Source organism: Halomonas sp. BC1, assembly GCF_002078135.1.
GTDB classification, from domain to species: domain Bacteria; phylum Pseudomonadota; class Gammaproteobacteria; order Pseudomonadales; family Halomonadaceae; genus Vreelandella; species Vreelandella stevensii.
In genome coordinates this window covers 698,860-713,586 of the sequence record NZ_LFGS01000019.1, presented here as the reverse complement: position 1 = coordinate 713,586, position 14,727 = coordinate 698,860, and the positions used below count along the sequence as shown (strand labels likewise).

14 protein-coding genes, 2 tRNA genes and 1 pseudogene are annotated in these 14,727 nt (G+C 61.6%); 10 read left to right on the top strand and 7 right to left on the bottom strand.

Going from position 1 to position 14,727, the window contains the following annotated elements:
* Positions 1-21 precede the first annotated feature (21 nt).
* Positions 22-429 (bottom strand): polymer-forming cytoskeletal protein, encoded by a 408-nt coding sequence (locus B7L72_RS17390; RefSeq protein ID WP_081195662.1) that lies wholly within the window; start codon positions 427-429, stop codon positions 22-24.
* 186 nt (positions 430-615) lie between these two features.
* Here B7L72_RS17390 and B7L72_RS17385 point away from each other — a divergent pair, with 186 nt between their 5' ends.
* The gene (locus tag B7L72_RS17385; RefSeq protein WP_254893845.1) at positions 616-1,167 is read left to right on the top strand and encodes a polymer-forming cytoskeletal protein; all 552 of its coding nucleotides are present in this window, start codon (positions 616-618) and stop codon (positions 1,165-1,167) included.
* Between the two features lie 18 nt (positions 1,168-1,185).
* Here B7L72_RS17385 and B7L72_RS17380 read toward each other — a convergent pair.
* From B7L72_RS17380 to hemA, 5 genes and pseudogenes are all read right to left on the bottom strand, one after another.
* Positions 1,186-1,942: pseudogene (locus B7L72_RS17380) on the bottom strand (HesA/MoeB/ThiF family protein).
* Between the two features lie 4 nt (positions 1,943-1,946).
* A complete protein-coding gene (locus B7L72_RS17375) occupies positions 1,947-2,447 on the bottom strand; it encodes an Lrp/AsnC ligand binding domain-containing protein (protein WP_016914425.1) in 501 nt (166 codons plus the stop codon).
* Positions 2,448-2,477: 30 nt separating this feature from the next.
* Positions 2,478-3,326 (bottom strand): peptide chain release factor N(5)-glutamine methyltransferase, encoded by an 849-nt coding sequence (prmC, locus tag B7L72_RS17370; RefSeq protein WP_081195661.1) that lies wholly within the window; start codon positions 3,324-3,326, stop codon positions 2,478-2,480.
* Entirely contained in the window at positions 3,326-4,414 is a 1,089-nt protein-coding gene (gene prfA, locus B7L72_RS17365) for a peptide chain release factor 1 (RefSeq protein ID WP_081195660.1), read from the bottom strand. Before prfA ends, prmC begins: the two co-directional genes overlap by 1 nt.
* Entirely contained in the window at positions 4,411-5,721 is a 1,311-nt protein-coding gene (gene hemA, locus B7L72_RS17360) for a glutamyl-tRNA reductase (protein WP_081195659.1), read from the bottom strand. The genes prfA and hemA overlap by 4 nt, the downstream gene beginning before the upstream one ends.
* 221 nt (positions 5,722-5,942) lie before the next feature.
* On the opposite strand from hemA, the gene B7L72_RS17355 reads away from it, so the two are divergent.
* The 9 genes from B7L72_RS17355 to B7L72_RS17315 all read left to right on the top strand — a co-directional run bounded on the left by B7L72_RS17355 (position 5,943) and on the right by B7L72_RS17315 (position 13,233).
* A complete protein-coding gene (locus tag B7L72_RS17355) occupies positions 5,943-7,736 on the top strand; it encodes a tetratricopeptide repeat protein (protein WP_254893844.1) in 1,794 nt (597 codons plus the stop codon).
* A 45-nt stretch (positions 7,737-7,781) separates the two neighbouring features.
* Positions 7,782-8,453 carry a lipoprotein insertase outer membrane protein LolB gene (lolB, locus tag B7L72_RS17350; RefSeq protein ID WP_081195657.1) on the top strand — a complete coding sequence of 224 codons (672 nt, stop codon included), beginning with the start codon at positions 7,782-7,784 and terminating at the stop codon, positions 8,451-8,453.
* 42 nt (positions 8,454-8,495) lie between these two features.
* Positions 8,496-9,356 carry a 4-(cytidine 5'-diphospho)-2-C-methyl-D-erythritol kinase gene (gene ispE, locus B7L72_RS17345; protein ID WP_081195656.1) on the top strand — a complete coding sequence of 287 codons (861 nt, stop codon included), beginning with the start codon at positions 8,496-8,498 and terminating at the stop codon, positions 9,354-9,356.
* A 31-nt stretch (positions 9,357-9,387) separates the two neighbouring features.
* Positions 9,388-9,462, top strand: a tRNA-Gln gene (locus B7L72_RS17340).
* Positions 9,463-9,521: 59 nt separating this feature from the next.
* Positions 9,522-10,463, top strand: coding sequence for a ribose-phosphate pyrophosphokinase (locus B7L72_RS17335; protein WP_026001771.1), 942 nt, complete (start codon positions 9,522-9,524; stop codon positions 10,461-10,463).
* Between the two features lie 97 nt (positions 10,464-10,560).
* Positions 10,561-11,190 (top strand): 50S ribosomal protein L25/general stress protein Ctc, encoded by a 630-nt coding sequence (locus B7L72_RS17330; protein WP_081195655.1) that lies wholly within the window; start codon positions 10,561-10,563, stop codon positions 11,188-11,190.
* Between the two features lie 134 nt (positions 11,191-11,324).
* Positions 11,325-11,906 carry an aminoacyl-tRNA hydrolase gene (gene pth, locus B7L72_RS17325; RefSeq protein ID WP_081195654.1) on the top strand — a complete coding sequence of 194 codons (582 nt, stop codon included), beginning with the start codon at positions 11,325-11,327 and terminating at the stop codon, positions 11,904-11,906.
* A 95-nt stretch (positions 11,907-12,001) separates the two neighbouring features.
* Positions 12,002-13,093 (top strand): redox-regulated ATPase YchF, encoded by a 1,092-nt coding sequence (ychF, locus tag B7L72_RS17320; protein WP_081195653.1) that lies wholly within the window; start codon positions 12,002-12,004, stop codon positions 13,091-13,093.
* Positions 13,094-13,156: 63 nt separating this feature from the next.
* Positions 13,157-13,233, top strand: a tRNA-Met gene (locus B7L72_RS17315).
* 91 nt (positions 13,234-13,324) lie between these two features.
* Here the strand turns inward: B7L72_RS17315 and B7L72_RS17310 are convergent.
* Positions 13,325-14,629 (bottom strand): M18 family aminopeptidase, encoded by a 1,305-nt coding sequence (locus tag B7L72_RS17310; protein ID WP_081195652.1) that lies wholly within the window; start codon positions 14,627-14,629, stop codon positions 13,325-13,327.
* Between the last annotated feature and the right edge of the window lie 98 nt (positions 14,630-14,727).

Below are 14,727 nucleotides of genomic sequence, written 5' to 3'. Positions count from 1 at the left end.
ACCGTGACCAGGCCCGCCTATTCAGGCGGGCTTTTTCATGCATGCCGGAACAGGCGGACTGGGCACGATAGACCCATTCACCGTGGCACCGGCATGGCACGCCAGCTCACCGGCCGACAGCAGCCCCTGGACAGATGCCAGTGACGTGAGGGTGATGCCGTGAGTGGTATGGACCTCCCCCTGAATACTGCCGCTGATCGAGATATTCTCTTGTGCCGTCACGATGCCATGAATTCGCGTGGCAGCGCCCACATGACTCCCTACCATCGCCTCATTGGCACATTCGACGGCGACCTCAACCATCAGCGCTTCAGGCTCCGGATGGGTGATCACCGCCACGCCGAGACGACGCTTCTTGCGCCGACCATCCATCACGATGATCGTCATGACCACAACGCCCACGATGATCAGCCATGTTTCCATCTGCATGGCACTTTCCCCTGCTCGAACCAGCGTTGTTTATAGCCGTAGGGAGGCGCCAGCGGTAGCCGGAATATCGCACAACCACAGACGTATCTTCACGCTTTGCAAGCCCATCCCGAAGCGTACATTAACGTCATTCGGTCTATTTTGGTGAAGCCTGCCCAAAGGGTGGCGTTTCGCTGCACGGCGACCTTGCCCTACTCCGCAGGCATAGCTCATGTTCAAAAAACCAAACCTCACGCTGAACACCCCGCCCTTCCCACCACTGACCTTCAGCCTGCGCCAAGCGAGCTCAAGAGCCTGCCTGGTGCCCGCCAGAGCACGTCGGTGATCGGCGGCAAGACACAGCTTCGTGGGGACATTCAGAGTGACGAGGACCTGACCATCGAAGGCCAGGTCACCGGCACCATCCTCTGCAAACAGCATACCGTCAAGCTCGGCGCCACGGGGCACTTGCAGGGCGATGCCTACGCACACACGCTGAGAATTTCCGGTACCGTAGAGGGCAATCTCGTTGCGCTGCACAAGGCCACGATCCACGGCGGCGCCAAGGTCACCGGCACGATCACGACGCCCTGCCTGGTGCTGGAAGATGGCAGCACGTTCCACGGCACCATCGACATGAACCCCGACAACGAGGTGTTCAAGAGTGTCTTTGCTGACAAGCCTGCGCCCAGCTCCGCGCCTCGTCAGAAGAAGACATCGGAGGCGACCAAGGCGGAGGACTCCACCGCCAGCGCGTAATGCAGGCGGTGGGCGACGTCAGTCACGCCCACCGCACACCGGGCACGCCGAGTCACGCGGCACCTGGAAATGACGCCACTGCCCGCTGAGCCCGTCGAAGGCCGACAGCCCCTGATGTGCCTCACCCGCACCGCTCAGCAGTTTGAAGGCCTCGACGGCTTGAAAGCAGCCAATCAAGCCTACCAAAGGGGCCATCACGCCACTCTCGGCACAGCTGAGGGCTTCGTCTTCGCCCTCCTCAGGGGGGATAGAGGCAGGCGTAGCAGGGGCTATCTGGCTGACGCGGGTCGAATACCGCCAGCTGGCCGGAAAAGCGGATAGCCGCTCCCGAGACCAGCGGCACACCGGCTCGCTGCGTCGCGGCATTGATGGCATAACGGCTGGAAAAACGGTCGGTACAGTCCAGCACCACCTGAGCCGAGGCCACCAGCTCTGCCAACAGCTCACCTTCGGCGTGACGCTCGATGGCCACCACCTGGCATTCAGGGTTCAGTGCTTCAAGGCGCTGCTGCGCCGAACGCGCTTTGTTGAGGCCCAGGCTGGCCTGCTGGTGGGCTATCTGGCGCTGCAGGTTGGAAAGCTCCACATGGTCGGCATCTACCAGGGTAATCCGCCCCACTCCCGCCGCCGCGAGATACAGCGCGGCTGGCGAGCCCAACCCGCCAGCCCCAATAATCACGGCGTGGGCGCCGCGCAGTCGCTCCTGACCCTCGATATCCACTTCGGGCAGCATGATTTGGCGGCTGTAACGCAGCAGCGCCTGATCGTCCATCATTGGTTTACTTATCCTCGAATTCCTCGAAATCAGGAATGTGGAGATTGAAGCTCTCTTTCACTTCTTCCATCACCACATAGCTCTTGGACTCTTTCACCCCTGGCAGGGTCAAGACCACATCCCCCAATAGTTGGCGATAAGCGGCCATTTCCGGGATGCGGCATTTCAGAATGTAGTCGAACTGCCCGGACACCAGGTGGCACTCCTGAATTTGCGGCAGCTTTTCCACCGCGCGCCGAAACTCATCGAAGACCGCAGGCGACTGGGTCTCCAGGCTGATCTCGACAAACACCAGCAGGTTCGCCTTCAGGGCGCGAGGGTCCAGAATGGCCTGGTAGCCACGAATGATACCGGCACGCTCCAGGCGCTTGACCCGCTCCAGACAAGGGGTTGTGGATAACCCAACTTCTGCGGCGAGATCCACGTAGGAAATACGCGCATTTTCCTGCAAACAGCGAAGGATCTTGAGGTCGATACGGTCCAGCGTTCTATTTTTTGGTTTCATGGCAGGATCCAATACAAATGAATCAGGCGGTCAATAAAGGTGCCCCAGAGTAACCCGTTCATGGCCCCCCATGTCTTGCACACTTTCAACGTTCTGATAGCCCGCCGCCAACAGTGCCTCACGCACGCTGGCCGCCTGCTGGTAGCCATGCTCCATTGCCAGGCAGCCACCAGGGGCCAGGTGGGCCTTGGCCGCCTCGATCACGTGGAGCAGGTCTGCCATGCCGTTGGCATCGGCAACCAGCGCCGAGTGCGGCTCGAAACGCACGTCGCCCTGGCTCAAATGCGGATCATCGGCCGCAATGTAAGGGGGGTTACTGACGATGATATCGAAAGGCGGCTCCTCTGCCGGAGGCACGAACGCGCTGAGCCAATCACTCAACACAAACCGGGCATTGGTGATCCCCAGTGCGTCGGCATTGCGCTCGGCCAGCGTCACGGCCCCGGGGCGAATGTCGGCACCGATGACCTGCCAGCCCGGCTTTTCACTGGCCAGCGCCAGCGCAATGGCGCCCGTGCCCGTGCCCAGATCCAGTAGCCTGCCCACCGGGGCAGCGGCGCGAGAAAGCGCCACCTCCACCAGGGTTTCCGTGTCGGGCCTGGGAATCAGCGTGTCGGGAGAAGTCGCCAGCCGCAGCCCCCAGAACTCTCGCTCACCGGTAAGATACGCCACCGGCTGCCCCTGGGCACGCGCGGCTACCAGCGCCTCGAAACGGGCTCGCTCCCAGGTGGGGCATTCGCGATCACCCCAGGTATAGAGCCACGTACGGCTGCACTGGGCAGCGCAGCCCAGCAATACCTCGGCATCCAGGCGCGGCGTGGGCGAGCCTGCCTGCGCCAACCGCTGGGCCGCCTGTGACAGCAAGGCGTCGAAGGTCATCAGCCCTCCTGCAGGGCCGAGAGCTGCTCTGCCTGATACTCATGTATCAGGGGCTCGATCACGTCATCGAGCTGCTCGCCGCTGACCACTTCGGTCAGCTTGTAGAGCGTCAGGTTGATGCGGTGGTCGGTGATGCGACCTTGAGGGAAGTTATAGGTCCGAATCCGCTCACTGCGGTCTCCCGAGCCGACCAGCGAACGGCGTGCATCGGCCTGCTCCTGGCGCTGGGAATCCACGGCATTGCGCTTGAGCTTGGCCGCCAGCAAGGACATGGCCTTCGCACGGTTCTTGTGCTGGCTGCGCTCTTCCTGGCACTCCACCACCACGCCGGTGGGCAAGTGGGTGATGCGAATCGCCGAGTCGGTGGTGTTGACGTGCTGGCCACCGGCACCGCTGGAGCGGTAGGTGTCCACCCGCAGGTCGGCGGGGTTGATGTCCACATCGCCCACTTCATCCACCTCGGGCATGACCGCCACGGTACAGGCAGAGGTATGGATACGCCCCTGAGACTCCGTCGCGGGCACGCGCTGTACGCGATGGGCGCCCGACTCGAACTTCAGCCGTGCATAGACGCCGTCGCCCTTGACCCGGGAGATCACCTCTTTATAACCGCCCTGCTCGCCGTGGCTGGCACTGACGATTTCTACCCGCCAGCCGCGCTTTTCAGCATAGCGGGAGTACATGCGGAACAGATCACCGGCAAAAATCGCCGCTTCATCGCCACCGGTGCCCGCCCGCACTTCCAGAAACACGCCACGGCCATCGTCGGGGTCCTTGGGGATCAGCAGGCGCTTCAGCTCGACGTCCAACTCTGCCAGCTGTTCGCGGCCATCGCTGATTTCCATTTCCGCCAGCTCGCGCATCTCCGGATCACTGTCACGGCTCAGCTGTTCGGCCTCGGCGATGCTGTCTTCGACCCCACGGTAACGTTGCCAGGCGGCCACCAGCTCTTCCAGCTCAGCGTATTCCCGCGAATAGTCACGGAAGCGCTGCTGATTGTTGATCACCTCGGGATCGGACAGCAGCATGGCCAGCTCCTCGAAACGGTCGGAGAAGCTATCCAGGCGTTGGCGCAAAGTCTCTTTCATGCGGGTGTATCATCCTTCTGGCGTTTTACCGGAGGCGCAGCCTGCTCGAAGGCAGGTTTGGGCGGCAGTAACAGGCGCGGCGCGGCGTTGAGCAATTCATGGTTTTCCTGCGAAGCAGCGTCACGAATGGCAAGCGTGGGTTGATGCATGAAGCGGTTGGCCAGCTGGTGAGCCATCCGCTCGATGACCCTGGCCGGGTCTTCACCCTTGGCCAGGCGTTCCAGCGCCTGCTCCCGCGCCTGGTCGCGCAGCGCTTCGCCATGACGACGATAATCTCGAATCACCTCGCCGCCATTGCGAATGCGGCGCTCATGCTGCCAGCTGCCGACGCCGTGTTCAATCAGCGACTCGGCCTGGTCGGCAGCCACCTGACGATGGCGACGGTTCTCTTCGATGACCTCTTCCAGATCATCCACGGTATACAGAAACACATCGGCCAGCTCACCCACCTGCGGCTCGATATCCCGAGGCACCGCAATATCGACCATGAAGACAGGCCGATGGCGGCGCTTTTTCAGGGCACGCTCGACCATCCCCTTGCCCAGAATCGGCAGCGGGGAAGCCGTGGACGAGATCACGATATCGGCATGCTCCAGCGCATCCGGAATCTCGGGCAGGGTGATAGCCGTCCCGCCCAGCGCCGCAGACACCTGTTCGGCACGCTCCCGGGTACGGTTGGCCACGGTGAGCTGACGCACGCCCGCCTCATGCAGATGGCGCGCCACCAGCTCGATGGTTTCTCCGGCACCGATCAACAGCGCCCGTGCGCGACTGAAGTCATCGAAGATACGGCTGGCCATGCTGACCGCCGCATAAGCCACCGAGACAGGGTTCTTGCCAATGCCGGTTTCAGTGCGCACCTGTTTGGCCACGGCAAAGGTATGTTGAAACAGCCGTTCCAGCTCGCCGCCCAGCCCTCTGGCCTGGCGCGCCTGCTGATACGCGTCTTTCAACTGCCCCAGAATCTGCGGCTCGCCCAGCACCATGGAGTCGAGCCCCACCGCTACGCGCATCAGGTGGCGCGCCGCTTCATTGTCATGATAGTGGTACGCACAGCGTGCCAAATCATCGACCCGCAGATTGTGGAAGCGTCCCAGCCAGTCCAGCACGGCTTGCTCGCCTGCGGCATCGGTTACGCAATAAAGCTCGGTACGGTTGCAGGTCGAAAGTACTGCGGCTTCATGGATGTGCGGCAGGCCACGCAGCTCGGCCAACGCGCTTTCCAGCTGCGTTGGCGTAAAGGCCACCTGCTCACGCACGGCCACGCTGGCAGTACGATGATTAATTCCCAGGGCAAGAAGCGTCATGCGGTCTGCGTCTTCGCTAGTGGATCGGTCGTCACGTCACTGTTCGTCGTTATCGCTTGGAGAGGAGCCGAACAAGGCAGCTTTACGAGTGAATTGTGCTGACCCGGCCCACTTTCAAGGTGGAACATTCTATCACAACACGGCATGTTCTGGCGCACACCACTTTGCCGCAGGCAGCCAAGCCGCTATGCTGAACACTCGGCCACCTGATCGAGATACGCATGCCCCACCGCGCAACACTTCCGGGTTTGTCCCGAGCACTATCGGGCCTTCCTCTATTACCGCTGGCCGCGACGCTGCTGCTGAGCGGCTGCCAGCTGTCCTCCACGCTTCCAGATCGTGGCTACATGAGCAGCAGCAGTGACCCAATGCTAACGGCCACCCCCATCACTCGCGGTCTGGATGCGGCAGGGCTCAGCACGCTGCTGGCCGCCGAACTGGCCGGCCAGCGCGGTGACTACCGCTACGCCAGCCGTGGCTACCTGGAAGCCGCCCAGCGCTACAACGCGCCGGGCCTCGCCGAGCGCGCCACCTTTGCAGCACGCTTTGGCAACGACGCCGCCTTGATGGAAGCTTCGGCGCTGCGCTGGCGCGAGCTGTCGCCCACCGCGGAAACGCCCAACCGGCTGCTGGCCGCCCTGTCACTGCAGCGCGGTGACTGGCTGGACAGCCTGGAACAGCGGCTGGTGATTGCCGAATCGGGCGGCTACGGCGACATATCGAGTTTCGCCGAGCTTGCGGTGGCGGAAGAAGCGCCGCTCAATGTCCTGGCACAGCCGTTACGCACCTACCTGGCGCAACCGGCTGCTGCCGAGCGCGACTCCTACAGCGATGTGCTGCTGGGCACTGCGCTCATCGAAGCCGCCCTGGGCGAGACGCAAACCGCTCAGCAGCACCTCGACCTGGTTGAGCAGCGCGAGCCTGAATCCGCCTCACTGTGGCTGGCCAGGGCACGTCTGGCGCTGGAAAGCGGCGACCACCGCGCAGCTCAGCGGGCGGCTCAGCAAGGGCTGAGCCTGTCACCGGATGACGTGCGCTTCATCCTCATGCTGGCCCAGGCTGAAATCCGCCTCAATAACATTACCGCCGCCGAAACCCAGACCAACGCCCTGCTGGAAACCCACGGCGGCAATCAGGAACTGCGCATCGCCCTGGCCCAGCTTTATCTGGAAGAGGGCCACAGTGAACCCGCCTATCGGCTGCTGCAGCCTCTGATCGGCCAGGACAGAATCCCCAACATTGCCTACTTTCTACTGGGCGCCATCGCACAGTCCCAGGGCGATATCGACAACGCCCTGCTCTATTACCGCCAGGTGCGCGATGGCAACGAGTTTCTGCCCGCACGCGCCGCCGCCGCTCGCATGTTGATCGACGATGACCGCTTGCTGGACGCGCGCGCTTTCCTGCGCATCGAGCGCATGCGCCACGACGCCTATTTTGGCGATCTGGTGCTGCTCGAAGTGCAGCTGCTGGACGATCTCGGCATGGAGCAAGAGGCTGGCGCCCTGCTGGACCGGGAAATCACCCGCACGCCCGACGACACGCGCCTGCTGTACCTGCGCGCCATGCGCGGCTGGGAAATGGGCGATCTGGCCGCCATGGAGCGCGACCTGCAACAGATCCTGCGCACCGAGCCCAACAACCCCGACGCCTTGAACGCGCTGGGCTATACCTTGGCCGATTTGAACATCACCGAGCGCCTGGAAGAAGCCCGCGACCTGATCGAGCGCGCCTATGAAGCCGACCCTGACAACCCGGCCATCATGGATAGCCTGGGCTGGGTATACTTCCGGCTGGGCAAACTGGACGACGCCCTGGCGTGGCTGGAAAGCGCCTATTCGCGGCTACCCGATCAGGAAGTGGCCGCCCATTTGGCCGAAGTGCTGCATGCCCTGGGGCGCAGCGACGAAGCGCGCCAAACAATCGCTCGAGCCCTGCGGCGTGCCGACCACCACCCCCAAATAGACGAACTGCTGGAACGGCACCCTGAACTAACGCCTGCCAGCACGCCCTAATAGTGCACTCATCTGGATCCAGACCCTACTGACATGGAGCTTCTAATGTTGACTACGTCACTCCCCTCTGCCCGTCCGACACGCCGCCGCTTGTCTGGTGTACTGCCCACTACTCGCCTATGGGTGGCAGCCCTCGCCCTCTTGACCCTGGCAGGCTGCGCCAGCCAGGCGCCGGTCGATGAAAGCGGGCGCCAGGCAGGCCAGTGGGAGCGCCAGCAGGCGCAGGTCGAAGACTTCGACAGCTGGACGCTGGTGGGCAAAGCGGGCTTGCGCACCCCACAGGAAAACACCAGCGCCAACCTCGACTGGAACCAGACCCCGTTCTACTTCCGCATGCTGATCAGCGGTCCCTTTGGCGGCGGACGCAGCGTGCTGGAAGGACGTGAAGGGCGCTTTTCGCTGAGCACCAGCGACGGCCGCTTCGAAGCCGAGACACCGGAAGCCCTGATGGAAGAGCAGCTGGGCTGGTCGCTGCCGGTGCGCGCCATGCCCGACTGGGTGCGCGGCCTCCCCGGTGACCACGCCAGCTATCAGTTAGAAACTGATGAACTGGGCTTCCCGCGTTTCCTGCAGCAGGATGGCTGGGAAATCGACTACCGTGACTGGGAGCGGGTAGAGGAGATGTGGCTGCCCCGCCGTCTGGTCATGAACTACGGAGATGTACGCATTACCCTGGTGGTCAACCAGTGGCAGGCATCCAGCCGTTCGGGCGAATAAGCGCAGACTCACTGCCCTGCACCTTCATTTTAGAGAACCGGCATGCCCGCAACACCACATCCATTGACTCTACCGGCCCCGGCCAAACTGAATCGTATGCTGCATATCGTGGGCCGTCGTCCAGACGGCTACCACGAGCTGCAAACGCTGTTTCAGCTGCTCGACCTGTGCGACACGCTGACCTTTACCCTACGTCAGGACCGCCGCATCGAGCTGACCACCCCACTGGCAGGCGTTACCCACGATGACAATCTGATCGTCCGTGCCGCGCGCCTGCTCCAGCAGGAAAGCGGCCACCATATGGGCGTATCGATCGCCATCGATAAGCGCCTACCCATGGGCGGCGGCCTGGGGGGTGGCAGCTCCAATGCCGCCACCGTGCTGGTGGGTCTCAATCAGCTGTGGCAGCTGGGTCTGGATCGCCAGACCCTGGCCACGCTGGGCCTGACGCTGGGCGCCGACGTCCCGGTGTTCGTGCATGGCCATAGCGCCTGGGCAGAAGGCGTTGGCGAACGGCTCACTCCGGTCACGCTGGACACCCCCTGGTTTGTGGTGATCCACCCCGGTGTGAGCGTCTCGACACCGGCCATCTTCCAGGATGCGGAATTGACACGCGACAGCCTCCCCATTACTATGGCGCGCGCACTGCAGGGGGGAGCGGCCGAATGGCGCAACGACTGCGAGGCAACGGTCAGGAAAGGCTATCCGCTCATTGCGGAAGCGCTTGACTGGCTCGCACAGTATGCACCGTGCCGATTGACCGGTACGGGCGCTTGTCTGTTTGCCGCCTTCGATACACAAGAGGCAGCACAGACAGTGGCCAGACAAGCCAACCAGCGCTGGAAAGCCTGGGTGGCCAAAGGGCTCAACACCTCTCCCCTACAAGATGCTCTGGGCTGCTGAAAGCGCCCGGTCGTCGCATCAGGCTGTTTGCTGGGGTATCGCCAAGTGGTAAGGCACCGGTTTTTGGTATCGGCATTCCCAGGTTCGAATCCTGGTACCCCAGCCAATCCTGATGTTGATCTGCGTTTTCTCCCCTGATCCCCAACACTGCAAAGGTGGCTGCGCGTGTCAAAATTGATGGTCTTCACCGGGAATGCCAATCCCGAACTCGCTCAAAAGATTGCCGAGAGCTTGGACAGCCGCATGGGTAATGCCACGGTGGGTCAATTCAGCGACGGCGAAATCGCGGTCGAGATCAATGAGAACGTGCGTGGCAAGGATGTCTTTATCCTGCAATCCACCTGCGCGCCGACGAACGACAACCTGATGGAGCTCATCCTGATGGTCGACGCCCTGCGTCGTGCCTCGGCGACCCGCATCACGGCCGTCGTTCCCTACTTCGGCTATGCCCGTCAGGATCGTCGTGTACGCTCCGCCCGCGTCCCCATCTCGGCCAAGGTAGTCGCCGACATGATGGTAAAAGCAGGCGTCGACCGCGTCATGACCATGGACCTGCACGCCGACCAGATTCAAGGCTTCTTCGATGTGCCAGTAGATAACGTCTACGGCTCTCCGATCCTGCTCGACGACATCGAGCGCCAGAACTACGACGACCTGGTGGTGGTATCCCCCGATGTCGGCGGCGTAGTACGTGCTCGCGCCATCGCCAAGCAGTTGAATGCCGACCTGGCCATCATCGACAAGCGTCGCCCCCAGGCCAACCAGGCGCAGGTCATGCACATCATCGGTGAAATCGAAGGCCGCACCTGCGTAGTCGTCGATGACATGATCGATACCGCAGGCACCTTGTGCAAAGCGGGCGAAGCCTTGAAAGATCATGGCGCGGCGCGGGTCGTCGCCTATGCCACCCACCCGATCCTGTCGGGCCCGGCGGTAGACAACATTACCAACTCCGTACTGGATGAAGTCGTGGTGACCGACACCATTCCGCTGGCCGACCATGCGCGTCGCAGCGGAAAGATTCGCCAGTTGAGCGTTGCTGGCCTGATTGCGGAAGCCATTCGCCGCGTCAGCAACGAAGAATCCGTCAGCGCGATGTTCCACTGATCGCCTGATGTGACAAGCCCCCATCTGGGGCCATGGGAACGTCGTCGTCTGGTCGCGGGTGGCGGCGTTTCCTTACTTAAACCAAGAGGCAATTAACATGTCTGATTTTATCCTGAAAGCCAGCGTTCGTAACGACCTGGGGAAAGGTGCGAGCCGCCGCCTGCGTCGTGCGAACCAATTCGTACCGGCCGTTGTGTACGGCGGTGAGAAAGGCGCGCAATCCATCTCTGTCGAAAAGACCGCTTTCTACAAGGCGATCGAAGACGAGTCGTTCTTCTCTTCCGTCATCAAGCTGGTCATCGATGGCAGCGAAGAGCAGGTCGTTGTTCGTGATCTGCAGCGTCACCCCTTCAAGCCGCTGCTGACCCACGCCGACTTCATGCGCGTCGACGCGACTCACGCCATCACCATGAATGTGCCGCTGCACGTGGTGAACGAAGACAAGTGTGTGGGCATCAAGGACCAGGGCGGTGAATTGCACGTACTGGCCAACGAAGTTGCCATCAGCTGCTTGCCGAAAGATCTTCCTGACTTCCTGGAAGTGGACATCAGCAAGGTCGAGCTGGGCACTACCCTGCACCTGTCTGACCTGACCTTCCCGGCGGGCGTCACTTCCGTTGACCTGTCCCACGGTGAAGAGCACGACAACGCCGTACTGAGCATCACGGCTGTCAAAGTACGTGTTGAAGAAGCAGGCGAAGGCGACGCAGAAGCAAGCGCCGAGTAAGCCAGGGCGCAGCGGTATTGCGCCCCGAGCCATGCCCGCATGGCTCGGAAATGATAAAATCAAGCGCCTCGGCGCTTGATTTTTTTTTGCGACTCGAGACACGCTGCCATTTTCATCCTACTGGAGCTGAGTACATGAGCCAGGTAACGGCCATTATCGGACTGGGCAACCCCGGTGCTGACTATGATGCAACCCGCCACAACGCCGGTTTTTGGCTGGTCGAGGCCTTGGCCCGCAGCACCCATAGTGAACTACGCCCAGAAAAGAAGTTTCTGGGGCTTTATGCCAAGGTCCGTCTGGGCGAGCATGAGCTGCACCTGCTGAACCCCTCGACCTTCATGAACCGCAGCGGCGCTGCCGTGGCTGCGCTGACCCAGTTCTTCAAGCTCACTCCAGAGAACCTGCTGGTCGCCCATGACGAGCTGGACCTGCCCCCCGGACAGGCACGCTACAAGACCGGCGGCGGGCACGGCGGCCACAACGGCCTGCGCGACATCATCAGCGCGCTGGGCAACCAGAAGCAGTTCCACCGCCTGCGCATCGGCATCGGCCACCCGGGGGAAGCACGCCAGGTGGTCAATTACGTGCTGGGCCGCCCTGGCAAAGCCGAACAGGAAGCCATCGCGCACGCCCTGGAGGAGAGCCTGGCCACCCTGCCGCTGGCACTTTCCGGCGATTGGGCTAAAGCCATGAATCGCCTTCATAGCGTAAAATAGCAGCACGTTTGATCAGTCGTGTGATCGCACACGTTTATTCACTGTTGGCCAGCGCCTCACGAAATAGCGCTGGCCTAGCGGCCAGGAAGTAATGTATGGGCTTTAACTGCGGTATTGTCGGCCTACCCAACGTAGGCAAATCCACCCTGTTCAATGCACTGACGAAGTCAGGTATCGATGCCGAGAACTTCCCGTTCTGCACCATCGAACCCAACGTCGGCATCGTCCCCATGCCAGACCCACGCCTGGATAAGCTGGCAGCCATCGTCAAGCCCGAAAAAGTCCTGCCGACCACCATGGAATTCGTGGATATCGCCGGCCTGGTAGCGGGTGCTTCCAAGGGCGAAGGGCTCGGCAACAAGTTTCTCGCCAACATTCGTGAAACCCAGGCCATTGCCCACGTGGTGCGCTGCTTCGACAACGACAACGTGATCCACGTGGCCAACCAGGTAGACCCCCGCGCCGACATCGAAACCATCAACCTGGAACTCGCTCTGGCCGATCTGGATACGGTGGAAAAAGCCAGCCAGCGCCTGGTGCGCGTGGTCAAGGGTGGCGACAAGGACGCCATGGCCACCAAAGCGGTGCTGGACAAGATTCAGCCCCACCTGGCGGAAGGCCAGCCGCTGCGCAGCTTTGGCCTGGATGACGACGAGAAACGCCAGGTCAAAAGCTTTGGTTTCCTGACGCTCAAGCCCACCATGTACATTGCCAACGTCAATGAAGATGGTTTCGAGAACAATCCCTACCTGGACATCGTCAAGGAGATCGCCGCCGAAGAAGGCGCTGTGGTCGTGCCGGTGTGCAACCAGCTGGAAGCCGAAATCGCCGAACTGGACGACGATGAGCGCAGCATGTTCCTGGCCGAAATGGGCATGGAAGAGCCGGGGCTGGACCGCGTCATCCGCGCAGGCTATGCCCTGCTGGGCCTGCAGACCTACTTCACCGCAGGCGTCAAGGAAGTACGTGCCTGGACCGTCAAGCAGGGGGCCAGCGCCCCGGAAGCTGCCGGGGTCATTCACACCGACTTCCAGAAAGGCTTCATTCGCGCCGAAGTGATCGCCTATGACGACTACGTCTCGCTGGGCGGTGAACAGGGTGCCAAGGATGCTGGCAAATGGCGCCTGGAAGGTAAGGACTACATCGTCAAGGATGGCGACGTGATCCACTTCCGCTTCAACGTATAACGCACCAAACAATCAATGCTTGACGAATGGCAAAGGGGTGGGTAATATTCGCCTCCGTTGCACGGCTACGTAGCTCAGCTGGTTAGAGCACATCACTCATAATGATGGGGTCCCCTGTTCAAATCAGGGCGTAGCCACCAACACCAAATCGAGCTAGCAATAGCGAAGGCCCGCTGATTTCATCAGCGGGCCTTTTTCATTTTGGTTCGTTCTGGATTCGCTGACGAGTGATCAGTGCAGCGTCACGCGATTCAGAAACTGGGTCAACGCGCGAGTCAGATACTCGACATCGCGGGTGCCGGACGTTTCACGAATGGAGTGCATGGCCCACTGCGGCAAGCCCACATCGATGGTCGGCACGCCCACTTCGGTCGCCGTGATCGGACCGATGGTGCTGCCGCAGCCCATGTCCGCCCGAGTGACGAATGACTGCACAGGCACATCGGCTTCTCGACAAACATCGCGAAACAGTGCGCCGGTCACGCTGTTAGTGGCGTAGCGCTGGCTCGCGTTCACCTTGATCACCGGCCCGCCGTTGATGACCGGCCCATGCCGCTCATCGTGCTTGTCACGGAAGTTGGGATGCAGCGCATGGGCGTTATCGCAGGAGATCATCAGTGACGATTGAATCAGCTGAATCAGCGACTCTTCACTACCCCCGCCCACTTGCCCATTCAAACGCTTGAGCACGTCTCCCAGAAACGGCCCCTGTGCACCACAGGCGCTGGCGCTACCAACCTCTTCATGGTCGTTGGCCACCAGTAACGCCCCCTGCTCGCCATCGCACGCCAGCAGCGCTTCCAGCCCGACGAAGCACGACAGCAAATTATCCAGCCGGGCACTGGCCAGCAGCTCCTGACGCAGCCCCACCAGCGCAGGCGGCTGTACGTCGTAAAAACCCAGCTCGAAATCGACGACATCGACGGCACGCAGCCCGTGCTGCGCTTCCAGCCACTGCGCCAACAGGTCGTTGAGCTCGAGGTCGTTGCTCTGCAGCAATACCGGTGCCATCTGGGTTTGCGGGTTGATCGTACGCCCCGCATTGACGTCACGGTCCATGTGAATCGCCAGGCTCGGAATCATCGCCACCGGCTGCGCCACGTTCAGCAACACGCTTTCCAGCCGACCATCGGCATGGCGCACGTGCACCCGCCCCGCCAACCCCAGCTCACGGTCGAACCAGGGCGCCAACAGCACGCCGCCATATACCTGCACACCCAACTGCAGCCAACCCGCCGAATAGTGCGTTGCGTTGGGCTTCAGGTGCAACCCGGGGCTGTCGGTATGCGCACCCAGCATACGCAGGCTGGACAACTTTCCGGCGGGCAGCTGAAAGGCGATCAGCGACGAGTCATTGCGCGTCACGTAGTAACGCTTGCCAGGCGCAAGCTGCCAGTTGGCGGTTTCTTCCAAGCGTGTAAAGCCCGCCTGCTCCAAACGCTTCGCCATGTTCTGGGTGGCGTGCCATGGCGTGGGCGACTGCTGCAAGAAATCGCACAGTCGCGTTAAACGTTCTGCGTTGAAAGCCTCGGACATGGAAATCCTCTTTACAGTAATGATTGAGTCTCACAGGGTAAATGACCTGCTACAATGCTCCCTCGGCCTACGCAACTCATGGGCTAACTGCGTGTCTA